At 63.4% G+C, this 16,510-nt stretch carries 15 protein-coding genes and 1 tRNA gene; 12 read left to right on the top strand and 4 right to left on the bottom strand.

Annotated features, from left to right (window positions below):
- Nucleotides 1-25: 25 nt before the first annotated feature.
- The 12 genes from SB822_RS09315 to SB822_RS09260 all read left to right on the top strand — a co-directional run bounded on the left by SB822_RS09315 (nt 26) and on the right by SB822_RS09260 (nt 11,029).
- Entirely contained in the window at nt 26-667 is a 642-nt protein-coding gene (locus SB822_RS09315; protein ID WP_079498472.1) for a LysE family translocator, read from the top strand.
- A gap of 104 nt (nt 668-771) precedes the next feature.
- Nucleotides 772-1,629, top strand: coding sequence for a zinc metalloprotease HtpX (gene htpX / locus SB822_RS09310; protein WP_410854520.1), 858 nt, complete (start codon nt 772-774; stop codon nt 1,627-1,629).
- Between the two features lie 181 nt (nt 1,630-1,810).
- Nucleotides 1,811-3,232 carry a 16S rRNA (cytosine(967)-C(5))-methyltransferase RsmB gene (rsmB, locus tag SB822_RS09305; protein WP_007581964.1) on the top strand — a complete coding sequence of 474 codons (1,422 nt, stop codon included), beginning with the start codon at nt 1,811-1,813 and terminating at the stop codon, nt 3,230-3,232.
- Nucleotides 3,229-3,819 (top strand): DUF4390 domain-containing protein, encoded by a 591-nt coding sequence (locus SB822_RS09300; RefSeq protein WP_007581966.1) that lies wholly within the window; start codon nt 3,229-3,231, stop codon nt 3,817-3,819. Before rsmB ends, SB822_RS09300 begins: the two co-directional genes overlap by 4 nt.
- Nucleotides 3,809-6,232, top strand: a complete 2,424-nt coding sequence (locus tag SB822_RS09295) for a sensor histidine kinase (protein WP_079498466.1) — start codon at nt 3,809-3,811, stop codon at nt 6,230-6,232. Before SB822_RS09300 ends, SB822_RS09295 begins: the two co-directional genes overlap by 11 nt.
- Nucleotides 6,233-6,922 (top strand): response regulator transcription factor EsaR, encoded by a 690-nt coding sequence (gene esaR / locus SB822_RS09290; RefSeq protein ID WP_007581970.1) that lies wholly within the window; start codon nt 6,233-6,235, stop codon nt 6,920-6,922.
- A 72-nt stretch (nt 6,923-6,994) separates the two neighbouring features.
- Nucleotides 6,995-7,070, top strand: a tRNA-Phe gene (locus tag SB822_RS09285).
- Nucleotides 7,071-7,461: 391 nt separating this feature from the next.
- Entirely contained in the window at nt 7,462-8,193 is a 732-nt protein-coding gene (gene queC / locus SB822_RS09280; protein WP_007581972.1) for a 7-cyano-7-deazaguanine synthase QueC, read from the top strand.
- A 76-nt stretch (nt 8,194-8,269) separates the two neighbouring features.
- Complete coding sequence (queE, locus tag SB822_RS09275; protein ID WP_410854519.1) at nt 8,270-8,902, top strand: 7-carboxy-7-deazaguanine synthase; 633 nt, start codon at nt 8,270-8,272, stop codon at nt 8,900-8,902.
- 9 nt (nt 8,903-8,911) lie between these two features.
- On the top strand, nt 8,912-9,355 hold the full coding sequence (queD, locus tag SB822_RS09270; protein WP_410854575.1) for a 6-carboxytetrahydropterin synthase QueD: 444 nt from the start codon (nt 8,912-8,914) through the stop codon (nt 9,353-9,355).
- Nucleotides 9,356-9,539: 184 nt separating this feature from the next.
- The gene (locus SB822_RS09265; RefSeq protein WP_007581978.1) at nt 9,540-10,322 is read left to right on the top strand and encodes an HpcH/HpaI aldolase family protein; all 783 of its coding nucleotides are present in this window, start codon (nt 9,540-9,542) and stop codon (nt 10,320-10,322) included.
- Entirely contained in the window at nt 10,319-11,029 is a 711-nt protein-coding gene (locus SB822_RS09260; RefSeq protein ID WP_007733352.1) for a tetratricopeptide repeat protein, read from the top strand. Before SB822_RS09265 ends, SB822_RS09260 begins: the two co-directional genes overlap by 4 nt.
- Nucleotides 11,030-11,095: 66 nt before the next feature.
- Here the strand turns inward: SB822_RS09260 and rodA are convergent, their stop codons facing one another.
- The 4 genes from rodA to mreC form a co-directional block, all read right to left on the bottom strand.
- Entirely contained in the window at nt 11,096-12,244 is a 1,149-nt protein-coding gene (gene rodA, locus SB822_RS09255) for a rod shape-determining protein RodA (RefSeq protein ID WP_007581982.1), read from the bottom strand.
- Between the two features lie 10 nt (nt 12,245-12,254).
- On the bottom strand, nt 12,255-14,657 hold the full coding sequence (mrdA, locus tag SB822_RS09250; protein ID WP_410854518.1) for a penicillin-binding protein 2: 2,403 nt from the start codon (nt 14,655-14,657) through the stop codon (nt 12,255-12,257).
- 174 nt (nt 14,658-14,831) lie between these two features.
- On the bottom strand, nt 14,832-15,344 hold the full coding sequence (gene mreD, locus SB822_RS09245; RefSeq protein WP_007581986.1) for a rod shape-determining protein MreD: 513 nt from the start codon (nt 15,342-15,344) through the stop codon (nt 14,832-14,834).
- A complete protein-coding gene (gene mreC, locus SB822_RS09240) occupies nt 15,341-16,468 on the bottom strand; it encodes a rod shape-determining protein MreC (protein WP_410854517.1) in 1,128 nt (375 codons plus the stop codon). Before mreC ends, mreD begins: the two co-directional genes overlap by 4 nt.
- Nucleotides 16,469-16,510: the final 42 nt, after the last annotated feature.

The following is a 16,510-nucleotide window of genomic DNA, read 5'->3' as shown; positions in this document are numbered from 1 at the left end:
TGCAACTCCGCCTGAAGAGGATTCCATGTTCGGCATCACCCATTTTGAGTTCTTCGTCGTCGCTGTCTTTCTGCTCAACGTCACGCCCGGTCCCGACACCGCTTATATCGTCGGCCGAAGCGTCGCGCAGGGGCGCGGCGCTGGGCTGATGTCGGCGCTCGGCATCTCGGCCGGGTGCTGCGTGCACTCGCTCGCGTGCGCGTTCGGACTGACCGCGCTGCTGGCTGCATCGGCCACGGCGTTCACGGTGATCAAGTTCGTCGGCGCGATCTATCTCGTGTATCTCGGCGTGCGCCTCATTCTGGTGAAGCCGGAAGCCGGCCAGGCCACGGGCGAAACGCGCGCGCCCGGCGCGCCGAAATCGTTGCGCCAGCTCTTCATGCAAGGTTTCTGGACCAATGTGCTGAATCCGAAGGTCGTGCTGTTCTTCGTGTCGTTTTTTCCGCAGTTCGTGACCGCGGACAGCACCAACAAGATCCTGGCGTTTCTCACCCTCGGCGTCGTGTTCGTCGTGATGAGCATGGCGTGGAACAGCTTTGTCGCGTGGATTGCTGGCAGCGTCACGCGCCGGTTCTCCGGCAAGCCCGGCGTCAAGAAATGGCTGGACCGCACCGTCGGCAGCGCATTCGTCGGACTGGGAATCAGGCTCGCCACGGCAACGCGGTGATTGAATTTTTCGCGCTCGCCCATATCTAACAAATTGCTTACAATCATTCGCCGCGAACAGGCGGCACGGATATAGAACCGCGTGGCGGGCAAGGAGTGTTTGAAATGTTCAACTGGGTGAAAACCGCGATGCTGATGGCCGCGATCACGGCACTCTTCGTCGTAATTGGCGGCATGATTGGCGGCCAGCGCGGCATGATGCTCGCGTTGCTGATCGCGCTCGGGATGAATTTCTTCTCGTACTGGTTTTCCGACAAGATGGTTCTGCGCATGTACAACGCGCAGGAAGTCGACGAAACGAGTGCGCCGCAGTTCTACCGGATGGTGCGCGAACTCTCGACGCGTGCCAATCTGCCGATGCCGCGCGTCTACCTGATCGACGAAGACCAGCCGAATGCCTTCGCAACGGGCCGCAATCCGGAACACGCGGCCGTCGCCGCGACGACAGGCATTCTGCGCGTGCTGTCCGAGCGCGAAATGCGCGGCGTGATGGCGCACGAACTGGCGCATGTAAAGCACCGCGACATTCTGATCTCGACCATTTCGGCGACGATGGCGGGCGCGATCTCGGCGCTCGCGAACTTCGCGATGTTCTTCGGCGGACGCGACGAGAATGGCCGTCCGTCGAATCCGATCGCGAGCATCGCCGTCGCGCTGCTTGCGCCTATCGCGGGCGCGCTGATCCAGATGGCGATTTCCCGCGCACGTGAATTCGAAGCGGATCGTGGCGGCGCGCAGATTTCGGGCGATCCGCAAGCACTCGCGTCGGCGCTGGACAAGATTCATCGGTACGCGAACGGCATCCCGTTCCCGACGGCCGAGGCGCACCCGGCCACCGCACAGATGATGATCATGAATCCGCTGTCGGGCGGCGGCATCGCGAAGCTTTTCTCGACGCACCCGGCCACCGAGGAGCGCATTGCGCGTCTGATGGAAATGGCGCGTACGGGACGTTTCGACTAAGCGGACTGGCCGGGCTCGGCCGGACTTTCGCGGCAGCAGTGCAAAGGGGCGAGTTCAACTCGCCCCTTTTTCCTTTCAAATTCGCATTGCACGGCCTTATGCCACCGGCCCGTGACCCGCGTCACGCTACAATGTGGCGTTTGCGCGACACTTTCCATGCGCGCCCGTTTTCCGCCTCTTCATGATCCGAAAGCCTTCCAAGCCTGCTTCGCCGCAGCGTTCGCGCGACTCCCGTCTGCCGGCGCTGCATCTAGCGCCCGAATCCCTCGGCTTCGCGCTCGACTGCGCGGCGCAAGCCATTGGCGCCGTTCGCCAGGGCGCGGCGTTGCCGGCCGCGTTGCAGTCCATCTTCATGTCGTTGCCGGAGGGCGCCGCGACGACATCGCGCGGCGCCGTGCAGGACATCGCATACCGGACCATGCGCCGGCTCGGCACAGCCGAGTGGCTGGTCGCGAAACTCGTGCGCAAGGCACCGCCCCCGCATATCGCGCATGTGCTCGCGTGCGCGCTCGCATTGCTGACCGATGAAGAGAGCAACGCAGCCTATGCGCCGTTCACAGTCGTCGATCAGGCTGTGGACGCGATTGGCGCGCGGCGCGAGTTCGCGTTTGCGAAAGGGCTGGTCAACGCAGTGCTGCGCAACTTCTTGCGCGAGCGCGAGGCGTTGCTAGCCGATGCACAGAACGACGCCGTCGCTCACTGGAACTACCCCGTCTGGTGGATCGACGCCGTACGCAACGCATGGCCCGATACATGGCAGGACATGCTTGCCGTGGGCAACAGCCAGGGTCCGCTGACGCTGCGCGTGAACGCGCGCCGCTCCACTGTCGAGGCCTATCTGCAAACGTTGCGCGAGCATCAGATTGCCGCGATTCAGGCAGGCGACCATGCTGTGCGTCTCGACACGCCGATGCCCGTCGACCGCATTCCCGGTTTCAGCGAAGGCGTTGTCTCGGTGCAGGACGCAGGCGCGCAACTTGCCGCGCAGTGGCTGGGCGTGCGCGACGGCATGCGCGTGCTGGATGCATGCGCGGCGCCCGGCGGCAAGACGGGACATCTGCTCGAACTCGCCGACGTCGATCTGATCGCGCTCGAAAGCGACGCGACGCGCGCGCGACGCATCGGCGAAAACCTGCAGCGTTTGGGTTTGCACGCGCATGTGCGAGTCGGCGATGCGGGCAATCCGGCGCAATGGCACGACGCCGCCGATCTGCCCTTCGATCGCATTCTCGCCGACGTGCCGTGCTCGGCTTCGGGCATCGTGCGCCGTCATCCGGATATCCGCTGGCTGCGTCGCGCGTCGGACATTCCCGCGCTCGTCGAAGAACAGCGCCGCATTCTCGAAGCGCTGTGGCCGCTCGTCAAAACGGGCGGCGAGTTGCTGTACGTTACGTGCTCGATCTTTCCCGAAGAAGGCGAGTTGCAGGCTCAGTGGTTTGGAAACCAGCACGCGGATGCGGTACGATTGGACGCGCCGGGGCAACTGCTCCCAGCAGTCGCCCGCGCGCCCGCCGACGTATCGGCTGGTTCCCGCGCCGGACAAAGCACTGGTTCGAGCTTAGACCACGACGGATTCTTCTACGCGCGCTTTCAGAAACGGTGATCATCAAACGCTTTCTTCCGCTTCGGCTCGTGGCCGCGCTCTGGATTGCGCTGGCCCTTTGCCTCACGGCAGCCGGGCCGGCGCGAGCCGAATCGATCGCCGTGCAGCGCGCGTCGCTGCAATCCGACGGCAGCGGCTGGAGCCTCGATGCGCGTTTCGAGTTCGAGCTAAACAGCAATCTCGAAGACGCCGTCAACAAGGGCATACCGGTTTACTTCACAACGGACTTCGAACTGAGCCGGCCCCGCTGGTACTGGTTCGACGAACAGCCGGTGAGCGTCTCGCAAAGCATTCGGCTTTCTTTCCAGCCGCTCACGCGCGAGTACCGCGTGTCGACAGGCGGTTTGCAGCTCGGCTTCGCTTCGCTGAACGAGGCGCTGTCCGTTATCAAGCATGTCACGTCATGGCATGTGATCGATCGCAATCAGGTTCATCCGGGAGAAACGTACACTGCATCGGTGCGCATGCAGCTCGATATCGCACTGATGCCCAAGCCGTTCCAGATCGACGCGGTCAACAACCGCGACTGGAATCTCGCTTCCGACTGGAAGCGCTTTACCTTCACGGTGACCGAACGTGCTAAATAAAGTACGCCGCGCCACCAGTGTCGGCAGCCTCGTCCTGCGGGTGCTGGTGTCGACGGTGGCCGTCACGGCCGTCCTGCTGCTCGTGCTGCTCGCAGCCGCGAGCGCGAATACCGAGTTCTTCGATCGCTACTACGGCTGGCTCTATGCGGCCAACGTCGTCGTCGCGCTGATCTTCATGCTGATCGTCGCGGTGCTCGTCGTCATCATCGTCACGCGATTACGCAAGGGCAAGTTCGGCACGCGGCTGCTGGCGAAGCTCGCGTTCTTCTTCGCGCTGGTCGGCGTGGTGCCGGGTGGCATCATCTACATCGTGTCGTATCAGTTCGTGTCGCGCAGTATCGAGTCGTGGTTCGACGTGAATGTCGAAACGGCGTTGACCTCCGGGCTGAATCTCGGACGCGGCATGCTCGACGCGTCGCTGTCTGATCTGCAAACCAAAGGCCGCCTGATGGCCGAGCAGCTCGCGAGCGCGGATTCCGCTGGCACGACACTCACGCTCTTGCGTTTGCGCGATCAGTTCGGCGTGCAGGATGCGACGATCGTCGAGCCGTCGCGCAGTATGTCGGGCCCGACGCCGGATATGCACGTGGTCGCGCAGGCGACCAGCAACTACGCGTCGCTGGTGCCTAGCGATCTACCCACGCCGATCATGATCGAGCAGGCGCGTGGTCGCGGCTTTGCGTCGATCGAAGGTGAAGTGGACGGCGATCCGACGGCGCGCGGCGCGAAGGGCGCATTACGTCTGCGCATCGTGCAGCGCATTCCGGACGCCAACGCCTCGCAGTTGCAGCCGACCGAGCGCTTCCTGCAACTCACGCAGCCCGTGTCGCAATCATTGGCGCGCAACGCGGATGCCGTGCAGCGCGCGTATCGCGAGTATCAGGAGAAAGCGATCGGGCGCACGGGCTTGCGCAAGATGTATATCGGCACGCTGACGCTCGCGCTGTTCCTCGCGACCTTCATCGCGATGATGCTGGCGCTCGCGCTCGGCAATCAGCTCGCGCGGCCGCTGTTCCTGCTCGCGCAGGGCACGAAGGAAGTGACGGAAGGCGACTACACGCCAAAGCGCGAGATAAAGTCGCGCGATGAGCTCGGCTTCCTCACGCAGTCGTTCAACGCGATGACACGGCAGCTGTCGGAAGCTCGCGCAGCCGTCGAAGCGAACCGCATCGCGCTCGAACATTCGAAGGCCTACCTCGAAAGCATTCTTGCGAACCTGACAGCGGGCGTGTTCGTGTTCGACCGGCAGTTTCGCCTGACGACGGCCAATCGCGGCGCGGAGCGTATCTTCGGTCAACCGTTCGCGTCGCTGTTCGGTTCGTCGCTGGATCGCATCAGCGTGTTGAGCGAATTCGGCGCGATGGTGCGCAAGGCGTTCGCGGATCTCGAAGCGGCAGGTGGCGGCGATCAGGACGACACCGGACACTGGCAGCAGCAGATGTCGCTGCAGGTTCCGGGCGAAGCCGATCCGCTGACGTTGTTGGTGCGCGGCGCGCGGCTGGTGTCGGCGGCGGGCAGCGACAGCGACGACGAAGAGACGTCCGGTTACGTCGTCGTGTTTGACGATATCTCCGACGTGATCTCCGCGCAGCGTTCGATCGCATGGGGCGAAGTCGCGCGGCGTCTCGCGCACGAGATCAAGAATCCTCTTACGCCGATCCAGCTTTCGGCGGAGCGCTTGCAGATGAAGCTTACTGACAAGCTCTCGCCATCGGATGCAGACGTATTGAAACGCGGTGCCACTACAATCGTGAATCAGGTCGCCGCGATGAAGCAGATGGTCGACGATTTCCGCGACTATGCGCGCACGCCGCCTGCCGTGCTTTCGAATCTGCAATTGAACGAACTGGTCAGCGAAGTGCTGACGCTGTATGGAATCGAAGAAGGCAAGACGCCGATTGTCGTCGAATTGGCGGACTTGCCCGTTATACGAGGTGACGCGACGCAATTGCGTCAGGTGATTCATAACCTGCTGCAGAACGCACAGGACGCTGTCGCCGATATCGGGCAACCGCGTGTGTTGCTCGAGACGAGGACAGTAGAATATGGCGATCCCGACGCAGAGGGCAAAGTGAGCGTCGCGGTGCGATTGACCGTGTCGGACAACGGTCCGGGCTTCCCCGCGCGCATCCTCACGCGCGCGTTCGAACCTTACGTGACGACCAAGGCCAAAGGAACAGGTCTTGGGCTCGCCATGGTCAAGAAGATCGTCGATGAACACGGTGCACGAATCGATATTCGCAACCGCCTGAAGGCGGGCGATGTGATCGAAGGCGCGCAAATTTCGATCCTCTTCCTACAACTCGCAGACAACAAGGCTGCGGCGCCTGGAAGCGGGCCGCAGGCGGTGCACGGCAGTGGCGGTGCATCGCAGGGAAAGACAAAAGCAACAGTGCAGACAAGGGCAGCTTAAATGGCAACCATCCTGGTGGTAGATGATGAAATGGGCATCCGGGAATTGCTCTCGGAGATCCTGAGCGACGAAGGGCATGTCGTGGAGGTCGCGGAGAACGCGCAGGAGGCGCGCGACTACCGGCAACGCCTGGCACCCGATCTGGTGCTGCTCGACATCTGGATGCCCGATACCGATGGCGTCACGTTGCTCAAGGAATGGGCCGCGCAAGCGCTACTCACGATGCCCGTCATCATGATGTCGGGTCACGCGACCATCGATACGGCGGTCGAAGCGACCAAGATCGGAGCGCTCAACTTCCTTGAAAAGCCGATCGCGCTGCAGAAGCTGCTGAAGGCCGTCGAGCAGGGACTCGCGCGCGGCAGCGCGGCGCCCGCGGCGGGCGGCATGGCAGCGAAGCCGGCGATAGCGACGAATGCTTCGGCGGTGGCATCGGCGGCTGCGCTGCCGATGATGTCGGCGGACAGTCTGAGCGGCGGCATGCTGTCCGCGCAGACGGCGTCGATCTCATTCGACATTCCGCTGCGCGACGCCCGCGATGCATTCGAGCGTGCGTACTTCGAGTATCACCTCGCGCGCGAGAACGGCAGCATGACGCGCGTTGCTGAAAAGACGGGGCTCGAGCGGACGCATCTGTATCGCAAGCTCAAGCAGCTGGGCGTCGATCTCGGCAAGAACAAGGGCGAATAAACGCGGTTCAAGTTTTTTTCGGGAGGGGCTTGAGAAAGCCAAAAGTGCTTGCTATACTCTCGCTTCTTCGTTGGCCCGGTAGCTCAGTTGGTAGAGCAGCGGATTGAAAATCCGCGTGTCGGTGGTTCGATTCCGCCCCAGGCCACCAGGATTCAGCCCCAGGAAATCGCAAGATTCCTGGGGCTTTTCCTATTTGCGGGCAAGATGTCGTTCGCTGCGTGGGATGAGCGGTGCAGCGGCCGCGAGCGAGCCTCGGCTGCGCATGATAAAATCCCGCAGTATCAAGGACTTGCCACGTGTTCTTCGCAAGTCCTTTTTCGTTTCAGGTCCAAGGCATCGTGTAGCGTGAAACGCTCTGGCGGACGATCAGCGGTATAAGCCACAGCAGATTGGCGCGCGAAAGCCGCCGCCTATACTGCTTGAGCCAACGTCCGTGCCGGCCAGCGCCGAAGGGTCTCAAACAGGTCGCGAGGCCGGCCGCGAGTCGCCGCTCGCGCGCGGCCGCTGGCGCACGCAATCAACCTACACGGAGTTTCACGGTGACCCGCAAAGACGCCAAGAGTAGCGCGCTCGTGCTGTTTTCCGGTGGCCAGGATTCGGCCACGTGTCTCGCCTGGGCGCTGGATCGATATGAAACGGTCGAAACGCTGGGTTTCGACTACGGCCAGCGACATCGCGTCGAACTCGAATGCCGCGAGGGATTTCGCAGCGCAGTTGCGCGTACGTTCCCCGAGTGGGGCGAGCGGCTCGGCGACGATCACATGATCGATCTGTCAGTGCTCGGCTCGATCAGCGATACCGCGATGACGCGCGAGATCGAAATCCACGCAGCGTCGAACGGTCTGCCGAATACATTCGTACCAGGCCGCAACCTGATGTTCATGACGATCGCGGCGGCCATTGGGTATCGGCGCGGATTGCGTGTGCTGGTCGGCGGCATGTGCGAGACGGATTTCTCCGGCTACCCGGATTGCCGCGACGACACGATGAAAGCGCTGCAAGTCGCGCTGAACCTCGGCATGGACAGCCGCTTCGTGCTGGAGACGCCGCTGATGTGGATCGACAAGGCCGACACGTGGCGCCTCGCGCATGAGCTGGGCGGCGAAGAACTGGTCGAGCTGATTCGCGTCGAGACGCACACGTGTTATCTCGGCGAGCGAGCGGAACTGCATGCGTGGGGCTTCGGTTGTGGCGAGTGCCCTGCATGCCGTTTGCGCAAGCGCGGTTACGAGGCATATCTGAACGGCGAACAGGTCACGGAACCCGCTTGAACGGCGGTCGCAAGCAACAGCACGCGGCACAAGCGCACATCAACAGAGCTTCACGGAGCATCGGGCAGAAAGCAGCATGACGTACGCGGTCAAGGAAATCTTCTACACGTTGCAGGGCGAGGGCGCGAACGCCGGACGTCCGGCCGTGTTTTGCCGGTTCGCCGGATGCAACCTGTGGTCGGGCCGCGAAGAAGATCGCGCCGACGCGGTGTGCCAGTTCTGCGATACCGACTTCGTCGGCACCGACGGCGAGAACGGCGGCAAATTCCGCACGCCTGAAGAGCTCGCGGCGAAGATCGCTTCGTTGTGGCCCGAAGGCGAAGGCCAGCGTTTTGTGGTGTGCACGGGCGGCGAGCCGATGCTGCAGATCGACCAGCCGCTCGTCGATGCATTGCACGCACAAGGCTTTGAAATCGCGATCGAAACGAACGGTTCGCTGCCGGTGCTCGACACGATCGACTGGATCTGCGTGAGCCCGAAGGCCAACGCGCCGCTCGTGCAGACCAAGGGCAACGAACTGAAAGTAGTCGTGCCGCAAGAAAACCAGCATCTCGCCGACTATGCGAAGCTCGACTTCGACTATTTTCTCGTCCAGCCGATGGACGGCCCGTCGCGCGATATCAACACGAAGCTCGCCATCGACTGGTGTAAGCGTCATCCGCAATGGCGGCTGTCGATGCAGACTCACAAGTACCTGAACATTCCCTGATTTGCCGTGCTGACGATTACACGAAAACTCGAATTCGACGCGGGTCACCGCATTCCCGATCACCGCAGCCAGTGCCGCAACCTGCACGGCCATCGCTACGTGCTCGAAATCACGCTGCTAGGCGACCTCGTCGAAACGGAAGGCGCGCCGGATCGCGGCATGGTGATGGATTTCGCCGACGTGAAAGCGCTCGCGAACGAACATCTCGTCGACAAGTGGGATCACGCGTTTCTCGTCTATGAAGGCGATACGCAGGTGCGCGGCTTTCTCGAATCGATGGCGGGCCACAAGACGATCGTGCTCGACCGCATCCCCACCGTCGAAAACCTCGCCGCCGTCGCGTTCGACATTCTCGCGAACGTCTACGACGCGCACTATGGCGTCAATCTGCGGCTGCACAAAGTGCGTCTGTATGAGACGCCGAATTGCTGGGCCGACGTCGTCCGCGACTAAACCGGTTATTGTCACGGTATGATCGTTTCGATAACCACACGGAGCGAGACATGCCGGTCACCGCGCTACGCTGCGGGCTCGACGCCCGCCACCATCTTCTAGTTGTTGACGTCGGCCTTTCGGGCCGCGTCGTCTTTTGCTCCAGCCTGATTGCGGCCACGCCTCACATCGACGGAGACGCGCGATGAGCACGTTCACGAATCCACTCAAGCTGCGTCTCAAGGACCCGGACCCGCTGTTCGGCCTATGGCTGTCGCTGGGCAGCGATAGCGCTGCGGAAGCGCTCGCGCACGCCGGTTTCGACTGGCTGCTGATCGACATGGAGCACGCGCCCAACGACAGCAGCGACGTCACCGGGCAATTGCGCGCGATTGCTGCGGCGCATCTGCCGACCGAGCCCGTCGTGCGTCTGCCCGCCGTCGAGCCGTGGCTCGTCAAGCGCGTGCTCGATGCGGGCGCGCGTACGCTGATGTTTCCGAACATCGAGACGGCCGACGAAGCGGCTCATGCCGTGCGCCTGACGCAATACGCGACAGCCGATGCACCCGATGGTCTACGCGGCGTCGCCGGCGCTGTGCGCGCTGCGGCTTATGGCATGCGGCGCGATTATCTGCAGAACGCGAACGCGCAGATCGCGAACATCGTGCAGATCGAATCGCAACGCGCGCTCGCAAATCTTGAGCAGATCGCGGCGACGCAGGGCATCGATTGCCTGTTCGTCGGACCGGCGGATCTCGCGGCGAGCCTCGGTCATCTCGGCGATTCGAAACACCCTGAAGTGCAGGACGCGATGAAGCATATTCTGGACGTCGCGCATCGTGCGCGTGTCGCGACGGGCATCTTCGCGATGGACGTCGCGAGCGCGCGGCAATACCGGTCGGAAGGCTTTCGCTTCATCGCGCTGGCCGCCGATGTGATGTGGCTGTTGCGTACCACGCGACAGGCACTGCAGGAGGCTCGGTCATGAAGCTGTTGTCGTTACGCGCGATGCGCATTGCAAGCCGTGCCATCGTGCTGACCGCTCTGACGGCGGGCGCGGCGGCACAGGCGCAGAGCAAGACGCCACCCGCGTCGGATATGGAAACGCAAACGGCCGTTGCCGATTACAACGCGGGCAATTTCACCTCCGCGCTCGCCGAGTTTCGCAAGGCCGCGCAGCGCGGCAGCCGCCTCGCCGAGTTCAACTACGCGATGATGCTGCTCAACGGCGAGGGCGCCCCTGCGAATGTCGAAGAAGGCAAGAAGTGGCTGCGCAAAGCCGCCGACGCGAACATGTCGCACGCGCAATACGTGTACGGCAAGATGTACGACGATGGCGAATTCGTCGGGCGCGATCCTGCGGAAGCGCATCAATGGTTTCTGAAGGCTGCGCAGCAAGGGCATATCCAGGCCGAGCTGGCGCTGGCGAACCAGTTTCTCGATGGGCGCGGCACCGCACGTGACAACCAGCAGGCGTTCTTCTGGTACAAGAAGGCGGCCGAGGGCGGCGACATGACCGCGCAGTACGTGACGGGCTCGTTCTACGAGCGCGGCGGCGATGGCGTGACGCAGAACCTGAACGTCGCGCGAGCCTATTACGCCGCAGCGGCCGCGCAGGGCGACCCGGCGGCGCGGCTCAAGTATCAGCAGCTCAGCACCCAGTTACGCGAATCGCACGAAGCGAAGCCGCAATGAAAAACGGCGCCTGAAAACTTCAGGCGCCGTTTTGTTTTGCATGTCCGTGTCGTTGGTGCTGTCGGGTCAGCTTTGCATCAAACGCTTCTGTCGCGCGACGCTCATGATGAGCCCGATCGCGAAACCGAGCGTCGTCAGCGCGGTGCCGCCGTAGCTCATGAACGGCAACGGCACGCCGACCACGGGAAGAATCCCGCTCACCATGCCGATGTTCACGAACGCGTAGGTGAAGAACGCCATCGTCAGCGAGCCGGCCAGTAATCGGCCGAATAGCGTCGCGCCGTTCGCCGCGATGTACAACCCGCGCGCGATCAGCGCCATATAGAGCGTCAGCAACACGATGCCGCCTGCCAGTCCGAACTCCTCGGAGAACACCGCGAAGATGAAGTCGGTGTGCTTCTCGGGAATGAACTCGAGGTGCGCCTGCGTGCCCTTCAACCAGCCCTTGCCGAGCGGGCCGCCCGAGCCGATCGCGATGACGGCCTGAATGGTGTGGAAGCCTTTGCCCAACGGGTCGGATGTCGGATCGAGCAGCGTGCAGATGCGGTGCTTCTGGTAGTCATGCATCAGCGGCCATTGCACTTCGGGCTGACAGATCTTGTCCTGGAACGTCGCGATTGCGCCGACGGCAATCACGCCTGCAATCAGCACTGGGACGATCAGCTTGAAGCTCAGCCCCGCGAAATAGATGACGAAGAAGCCCGCTGCGAACACGAGCACGGCCGTGCCGAGGTCGGGCTGCTTCGCGATCAGCCCGACGGGCACCGCAAGAATCAGAACGCCCACGATGTAATCCCACCAGCGGATGTTGCCTTCGCGGCGCTGGTAGTACCACGCGAGCATCAGCGGCGTCGCGATCTTGAGAATCTCCGATGGCTGGATCACCACGCCGACGTTGATCCAGCGCTTGGCGCCCTTGCGCGTGAGGCCGAATAGCGCCACGGCAATCAGTAACGCGACCCCGAATGTATAGAGCGGGACGGCGAAGCGCATCAGCGTCGTAGGCGGGATATTAGCCAGCACCCACATCAGCGCGAATGTCAGGATGATGTTGCGCAGCTGATCTTCGACGCGGCCGGGCACGTCGAGGCTCGCGCTGTACAGCGTCACGATGCCGACGCACAGCAGCAGAAACACGATCAGTGCGAGCGGGCGATCGAAGCCCGCGAACATCTTCTTGAAGCGTTCGAGCCAGGCGCGCTTGTCGATTTGCATGCCTTTCTCCTTACTCGTCGATGCCGCCGGAAACGGGACCGCGCGGCACGGCCTGCGATTCCTCGTTACGCGACGGCGCGGCGGCGACCGGCCGCGATTCGCTGGCCGGACGGGGTTTGCGTGGGGACTTGCGGGCGTCGGACGCCTTGACGGGTGCCGCAGCCGTGGTTGCTGCCGTGTCAGATGCAGCGGGCGACGGCGCGACTGTGGCCGACGCGACGCGCGGCGCCTTGGCCGGCTTCGATGCCGAAGCGGTTCGCGGCGCTGCGGCTGACGCAGCGACAGGCGCCGAAGCCGAGGCTGCGCCCGACGCCGCGACGGCGCCAGAAGCATCCGACGCAGGCGCCGCATGCGGCGTCGGTGCGCCCGCGGGCAACGGCAATGGCTTGAAGCCAGCCGCGACGGCGACAGGCTGAATGTCGCCGGTGGGCGCTACCGGCGCGCTACCGATGACGGGCGCCGACGTTTCCTCCGTCGCCGACGCAGCCGCCACGACGGCTGCCTGCTCGACGCCCGGTTTCATGCGGTCGACGAGGTAATAGTCGAGCACCCGCCGCGCGATCGGGCCCGCCGCTTGCGCACCCCAGCCGCCGTTTTCGACGATCAGCGCGACCGCGATTTTCGGATTGTCGGCAGGGGCGAACGCGATGAACAGCGCGTGGTCGCGCAGATGTTCAGCGAGCGCGTGGCCGTGGTACTTCGCGCCTTGCAGCGAGAACACCTGCGCCGTCCCCGTCTTGCCCGCCGAGACATACGCGGCATTGCGGAACACCTGATACGCAGTGCCCGACGGGTTCATCGTCACGTTTTCCATGCCACGCTTCACCACGTCGATATCGGACTGCTTCACGTCGATGCGTCCGTCGTCCTTCGGCACGGTAGCGCGCAGTGCCCGGGTGATCGGATTCTCGATCTCCTTCACAAGGTGCGGCTTCATCACCGTGCCGTTGTTCGCGAGCGTCGCCGTCGCATGCGCGAGTTGAAGAATCGTGTACGAGTTGTAGCCCTGGCCGATGCCGAGGCTGATCGTCTCGCCTTCGTACCAGCGCTGCTGTTCCGGCTTGCGATACGCCTTGCGCTTCCAGTCCGTCGAAGGCAGGATGCCGCGCGCTTCGCCGACGATGTCGATGCCCGTTATCTGGCCGAAGCCCCACGGCTTCATAAAGCCGGCGATCGCATTGACGCCGAGATCGTGCGCGAGCATGTAGAAGTAGGTGTCGTTCGACACCATGATCGCGCGGTTCATGTCGATCCAGCCCTGACCCTGCGGCACGTCGTTGCGGAACGTGTGGCCGCCGAACGTGTACGAGCCCGGATCCTGGAAGCCCCACTGCGGCGTGCGCTTATGCAGCGTCAGTGCTGCGAGCGCCATGAACGGCTTGTACGTCGAGCCGGGCGGATACGTGCCATGCAGCGGACGGTTCAGCAGCGGGTGATCGGGCGAGTTGTTCAGTTCGTCCCAGGTCTGCTGATCGATGCCGTCGACAAACGAATTCGGATCGAAGCTCGGTGCGGACACGAACGCGAGCACGTCGCCTGTCGATGGTTCGATCGCGACGAGCGCGCCGCGGCGGCCAGCGAACGCCTGCTCGGCGACCTGCTGCAAGCCGATATCGAGCGACAGCACGAGGTTATTGCCCGGCGTCGCCTGCGTACGCGACAGCGTGCGCACGGGCCGGCCGCCCGCCGTCACTTCGACTTCTTCGAAGCCTGTCAGCCCGTGCAGCTCCGTCTCGTAGCTCTGCTCGACTCCGATCTTGCCGATGTAGTCGGTGCCCTTGTAGTTGTTCGCATCGAGGCGCGCATCGTAGTGCTCGGGATCGCTGTCGTTCTGATCGCTGGCGTCGTCGATCTTGTCCTGGTCGCGCTGCGAAATGCGCCCGATATAGCCGATCACATGCGCCGCCGTCGGTCCGAGCGGATATTGGCGGAACAGGCGGGCGCGCACTTCGACGCCAGGGAAGCGGAAACGCTGCGCGGTGAAGCGCGCGACTTCGTCGTCGGTCAGGCGAGTGCGGATCGGCAGGCTCTCGAAGTTCTTCGAGTCTTCCTGCAGCTTGCGGAAGCGCCGGCGGTCACGTGCGTCGATACTGATGACGGTCGCGAGATTGTCGATCACGTTGTCGAGCGTGTCGTTCAGCTTCGACGGCGTGAGTTCGAGCGTGTAGGCCGAGTAGTTCTTGGCGAGCACGACGCCGTTGCGGTCGGTGATGATGCCGCGGTTCGGCACGATCGGCGCGACCGAGATGCGGTTTTCGTCGGCTTGCAGCGAGTATTTGCTGTAGTGCCAGACCTGCAGGAACAGGAAGCGGAACACGATCAGCCCGAAGCAGACGAACACGAACAGCCCCGCCGCCGCGACGCGCAGGCGGAATTTCGTGAGCTGCTGCTGGGTGTCCTTGAATTCGGTCATGCGGTTGGGCAGGAACTGCCGGTTATGCGGTTTGATTCAATTCGGCGGCGAGGCGCCGGTGCGCTGCCGGGTTCTGCGCTGCGTCGTCCGGTTGCGCAGCGCATTGCGTCGTCGAACGCTCGTGAAGGCGGCGAAAGCTTGGCGCGTTCATGAGCGGACGGGCGGCGCGGGCGATTAGATTGGCCGCGTATCGTCCGGATCGGCCGGACGGCGCTGCGGCATCAAAAGCAGAATGCTCGCAATGGGCCAGAGCGCCGCTTCGACGAACCCGTCGATCAGATAACCCCAGCCCGGAAACGACGCGCCCGTCAGCAGGCGGATCACGAACGGCACGAGTTGCGCGACGACGAGCAGCGGCATCACAGCGAAAACCTGCACGCCGATCGACATCCAAAGCACGCGGCGGTGGATCGTGATCGCGCCGTACGACAGCAGCGTGTAGGCGAGCGCGTGTTCACCGAGCAGGCTGGCGTTGTGCACGTCCATCAACAGACCGAGCATGAACGCGATGCCCATACCGACCTTCCGCGGTTGATGCACGTTCCAGAACAGCAGCACGAGCGCGACGAAATCGGGCACGCCGACCAGACGGCCCCACGGCATCATGTTCAGCAGGAAAGCGGCGGCCAGGCTGAACGCGATGAAATAAGGATTGACGGGCTGCAGGATGTACTGCGGGCGATTCATTGCTTGGCCCCCTGATTTGCCCCTTGAGCGGCTTGAGGCTTCGCGCCCTTTTCAGTGGCCGGCTTCTTTTCGGTCGATGCCTTGCCGGCAGGCTTGGCCGACGATGCGGCAGCCGGCGCAGCCGGTTTTGCAGCAGCCGCGGCTGCTGCAGGCGCCGACGCGGCGGCTGTCGGAGCAGACTTCACGTCCTTTTCGCCTGGCTTGCCCTTGTCCTGCGTTTTCGCGTTCTTCTTTTTCGCTTCCTTCGCGGCTGCGGCGGGATCGGGTTCGTCGGCGGGGCGCGGCGGCACGTTGTTCTCGTAGTGTAGAACAAGCAGATCGCGAGCACCGCGCACAGGCGCGATGGGCTGGCAGATCACGCGCGCGAACGCCGTGTCCGCCTGTTTATCGACGCGCACCACCTTCGCGACAGGCAGCCCCGGCGGATAGATGCCGTCGAGACCGCTCGTCACGAGTTCGTCGCCGGCCAGCACATCGGCGCTGATCGGCACGAAACGCAGGTCGAGCGCGTCGCCCTTCGGCGTGCCATAGATCACGCTGCGCAGACCCGTGCGGACGATCTGCACGGGGACGGCCTGGTCTTTGTCGGTGAGGAGCGTCACTTCAGACTGCATCGGGAACACGCGGGTCACCTGGCCGATCACGCCGTCTTCGTTGACGACGGGCGAACCGTCCCTGATGCCTTGCTGCGATCCGCGGCCGATCACGACCTTTTGCGTGAACGGATCGCGCGTGTCGTACTGGATTTCGGCGGGGATCGACTGCGTTGTCATCCGTTGCGACAGTTGCAGCAGATTACGCAGATGCGCGTTTTCCGCGTCGAGCTGGGCCGCCTGGTTGGCCTGCTGCGACAACTGCAGATTGCGTGTGCGCAACTTGTCGTTCTCGCCGCGCAGCGACGCGCTGGTGACGGCGAGATCGGCGGCACCCATGAAGATGTCGCGCGGCACCAGCGCCGCGCGCTGCAACGGATACAAGCCCGCGCCGAGCACGCCGCGAACGATCTCGAGCGTGCGGAAACGCGCGTCGGAAATGAGCAGGGCGAGCGCTACCAGCACGAAGAAGATAAGTCGTGCGAGAGCCGAGGGGCCTTGCTTGAATAGGGGCGGCGGACTGTATTCCATGGTCGCCGGGAGCGTGAGCGGTTGGGTGAAACGGCGGCGCGC

It is taken from the genome of Paraburkholderia sp. SIMBA_054 (genome assembly GCF_046534875.1).
Taxonomy (GTDB): Bacteria; Pseudomonadota; Gammaproteobacteria; order Burkholderiales; family Burkholderiaceae; genus Paraburkholderia; species Paraburkholderia hospita.
Note: the sequence above shows the minus strand (reverse complement) of the source record. Positions and strands in the feature narration are given on the sequence as shown.